The sequence below is a fragment of the Rhodococcus sp. (in: high G+C Gram-positive bacteria) genome (assembly GCF_049286785.1).
In the GTDB taxonomy this organism is placed as follows: Bacteria; Actinomycetota; Actinomycetes; order Mycobacteriales; family Mycobacteriaceae; genus Rhodococcus_F.
On the sequence record NZ_JBAQEO010000924.1, the window covers coordinates 1 to 4,510 of the forward strand.

Sequence of the window (4,510 nt, forward strand, 5' to 3'; positions counted from 1 at the left end):
CCTATCGGCTGGGCTTCGGTGCGTGGTACCAAGGAAGGAGTGAGGATTCGGGCCTCGGTAACACGGAGGGCGGAAACTCCGAATGAGTAGGAACGGCAGCAAAAACTGTCCACGAATTCGGAGGCCGCAAACCCTTACCGAGCGCAAGTGTGTGCTGTGGTGCCCACGCTCGGAACGATCGGGAGCTGGGGATATATAGGTGTCATCGCTGGAAGATCCAGATGTCGGTCACACACGCGCCGAGATATCGCCCGGACGTGCACGACGATCCGAACCCTTTCCGCTGTCTGCCGCTCAACGCGGCATCTGGTTTGCCCAGCACCTCCTGGATGAGGTGCCGATAGTCATCGCCCAGTACGTCGACGTCAATTTCGTCCTCGACGTCGACCTGGTCGCCGAGATCGGACCCATCGCTCTTCGAGAAATCGGCACTGGGCTGCTCCGGATCGTCGAACGGGACGGCGAGCCGTTCCAGATGATCGACGAGTCGCTGGACTTCGAGATGATCCATGTCGATTTCCGGTCCGAGGCGGATCCACAGGCGGCGGCCCAGGCGTGGATGCGTGCCGAATGCAGCAGACCGATCGACATCCTGAACGATCGTCTGATCTGCACGGCGATGTTGAGACTCGCGGAGGACCACTACTACTGGTATTCGCGGATCCACCACATCGCGCTCGACGGCTTCGGCGCCATGACCTTCATGAACCGGGCTGCTGAGCTGTACACGGCGGCGTCGGAGGGCCGGGGCCCGGCACAGTTCCAGGCTGGTGACCTGCGGGAGATCGTCGAAGACGAGGCGCGCTACCGCACTTCCACCCGGTTCGAGAAGGATCGTGGGCACTGGGCCGAACGCAGCCGGAACTTCCCGTCGCCGATCAGCCTCGCCGGTCGTGCCGGGGACGTGGCCCCCCACGCACTGGTCGTCAGCGCACCGCTGCCCGCCGCCACGGACGCCGCGTTGCAGCGAATGCTGGCGCGGCACGAGGACGTCACGTTCGCCACTGCTGCGGTGGCCGCGATCGCCGCGTTCCTGTCCCGCGTGACCGGCGAGGACGACATCGTGCTGAGTCTGCCGGTCTCGGCCCGCACCACCGCGAAGCTGCGCCGCTCGGGCGGCATGGTCTCCAACGTGGTCCCCGTCCGCGTCTCGGTGCAGTCCGAGACATCGCTGGCCGACCTGATGAAGAGCGTGCAGCTGGAGCTGACCGGCGCGCTACGCCACCAGCGGTATCGCCACGAGGACATTCGACGGGACGCAGACCTCGGAGGCGGGCACCGCGGCTTCTTCGGTCCGTCGGTCAACATCATGATGTTCCACGACGAGATTCGACTGGGTTCGTCGGTCGGCAGGCTCAACGTACTGACCACCGGCCCGGTCGAGGACCTCTCCGTCAACATCTACCCCGGCATCGCCGGGCAAGCGGCGCATATCGACTTCGAAGCCAACCCCAACCTCTACACCGAGGAGCAGCTGCGCGATCATCACACGCGCTTCCTCGAGTTCTTCGCCGCCGTCGCCGAGTCGGCCGTCACCGACCGCGTTGCTGAGCTCGATGTACTGCGCGCCGACGAACGTGCGCACCTCGTGCCCTGCCACGGCCCGCAGACCGAACCGGCACGGCTGCTCCCCGATCTGCTGGCCGACGGTGTCGCTGCCGCTCCGGACGGGATCGCGATCGAGGCGTCGGACACGCAGATCACCTATCGGGAACTCGACGACCGATCCAATCGCCTGGCCCGCTTGCTCATCGAGTCGGGGGCCGGACCGGAGACCTTTGTGGCGCTGAGTCTGCACCGATCGGCAGAGTCGCTCGTCGCGTTCTGGGCAGTCGTGAAGACTGGGGCCGCCTTCGTGCCGATCGACCCGGAGCTTCCGGCAGAGCGGATCGAGCACATGCTCACCGATTCGGGTGCATTGGTGGGGGTCACCCTCGGCGAGTTGCGCGCCTCGCTGCCGGACCGGACCCGTTGGATCGTGCTCGACGACGACGACGACGCGGTGCGCGGGCGCCTGGACCGTCTGCCCGATGCGGCGATCACAGATGCGGATCGCCGCGCACCGCTGTCTGTCTCCCACCCTGCATACATGATCTACACCTCGGGCTCGACGGGTCTCCCCAAGGGGGTCGTCGTGACCCACAGCGGGCTGGCGAACTTCGCGTCCCGGGCCCGGCCGGAACTCGGCATCGGCCGGGACTCGCGGGTGCTGCGGTTCTCGTCGGCCAGTTTCGACGCGTCCATCTACGAGATGATTCAGGCGTTCAGTGCGGGAGCCACCATGGTCGTCGCACCGAAGGAGGTGTACGGCGGCACCGAGTTGGTCGACCTGCTTCGGGATCGACGAGTGACTCATATCGTTTCGGCACCCACCGTGATGAATACCGTCGACCCACGAGGGCTCCGGCAGCTCGAGGCCGTGGTGGTCGGCGGGGACGTCTGCACCCCGGACCTCGTCGCACGGTTCGGCGACGTGTGCCGCTTCACCAACAGTTACGGGCCGACCGAGACCACGATCATCGCCACCACCAGCGCGCCGCTGACTCCGGGTGTGCCGATTACCATCGGCAGGCCGATCCAGGGTGCGAGCGTCGTGGTGCTCGACCGCAAGCTACGAGCTGTGCCGGTCGGGGTGGTGGGTGAGCTGTACCTTGCGGGCCCCGGACTTGCCCGCGGCTACCACAATCAGCACCCACTGACTGCAGATCGGTTCGTGGCCAATCCCTTCGGTGAGCCGGGGTCGCGGCTCTACCGGACCGGTGACGATGTGCGTTGGGTGCGCTCGCCGCGGGAGGTAGAGGGGGCAGGGTGCTACACGCTCGAATTCGTCGGCCGGTCCGATTCCCAGGTCAAGATCCGCGGCTTCCGCATCGAGCTCGGGGAGATCGATGCGGCCCTGCTTGCCCAGGACGGTGTCAACTTCGCGGTCACAGTTGTTCATCACACCGCAGGCAACACTTCAGCTCTCGTCTCGTACGTGCGCCTCGACAACGGCCGAGAGTTCGACCCGACCGCGATCGCGGACGGTGTCGCGGCGATCGTGCCGTTGCACATGGTGCCCTCGGTGGTGATGCAACTCGATCACGTACCGGTGACTCCCGCCGGCAAACTGGACCGCAGCGCATTGCCCGAACCACGATTCGGTTCCGCTGAGCATGTGTTCCGCGCCCCCTCGACACCAGCGGAGGAACTGCTCGCCGGCGTCGTCGCCGAGGCTCTCGGACTCGAACAGGTCAGCGTGGACGACTCCCTGTTCGCGCTCGGCGGCGACAGCATCGCCGCGATGCAGATCGCCGCCCGCGCCAAGGTTCTCGGACTCGGCTTCAGTGCGCGGGCGGTGTTCGAGCAGAAGACGATCGCCGGAATCGCCCGGGTCGCGGTGCCGACGGAGGCGGAGTCACCGGTCGTGCTCGAGGAGCTGGACGGTGGCGGCGTCGGTCGAATTCCGTTGACGCCCATCATTCATTCGATGCTCGCTCGCGGGCCTTTCGGTGACTTCTTCCAGGCGTTGCTGCTGACGCTTCCGATCGATGCCGACTCGGATCGGCTGAGAGCGACGTTGGCAGCCGTGCTCGATCGCCATGATGCGTTGCGCGCGAGGTTCTTCCACGACGGCGACACCTGGGTGTTCGAGACGGCGGCCGCTGGAACCGTTGCGGCAGACGACCTGATCTCCCGTGTCTCGACGGACGCGACACCCGGCAGCCGTGCGTTCAACGACATGGTGAGTGCCGAATGCGCGGCAGCAGGCAGGCGGCTGGACCCGGAACGCGGGATCATGCTGCAGCTGGTGTGGTTTGCTTCCGAATCCTCGGCGGAACCCGGCCGACTGCTGGTCGTCATCCATCATCTCGTTGTGGACGGCTTCTCCTGGCGTGTGCTGTTGCCGGACCTCGTCATTGCATGGACGCAACTGGGGGCGGGGCAGACCCCGGTATTGCCGGCAGTGGGAACCTCGTTCCGCCGGTGGGCCCACGGAGTGCGGGAGGCCGCGGACCGCGGCGCGCACTCTGCCGAACTGGGTTACTGGCGGCAGGTTCTCGGCGGCCCCGCCCCGGTGGTCGGTGCACGTCCGATCGATCCCGCCGTCGACACGATGAGCACGGTCTGGCGGGTGCACATCGAGATGAGCCCCGCTGTCACCGAGGCGGTGCTCTCGCAGCTGCCGGGCAAATTCGGTTGTGGCATCAACGACGGACTTCTCTCGGCGCTGGCGCTGGCGATGGTGGAGTGGCCACTGTCCCGCAGCGTCGACGAGCGTTCCGTGCTCGTGAACCTGGAAGGTCACGGACGTGAGGAAGACGCAGTGGCCGGCGCCGATCTGGCGCGCACTGTGGGCTGGTTCACCAGTGCCTTCCCGGTGCGGCTCGAGGTGCCCGCCGGCGACCTCGCAGAGGCCTTCGAGGGCGGCCCCGCCGCGGGGAACCTGGTCAAGTCCGTCAAGGAACAACTCGTAGCGGTGCCCGCCCGAGGCGTCGGGTTCGGGGTGCTTCGGCACCTCGACGAGACC

General features: G+C 66.6%; 1 protein-coding gene. It reads left to right on the top strand.

All coding sequences use genetic code 11. The annotated features are described in order from the left end of the window. Positions 1-199: 199 nt before the first annotated feature. On the top strand, positions 200-4,510 hold a 4,311-nt coding region (locus WAW17_RS33555), incomplete at its 3' end, for an amino acid adenylation domain-containing protein (RefSeq protein WP_422337140.1).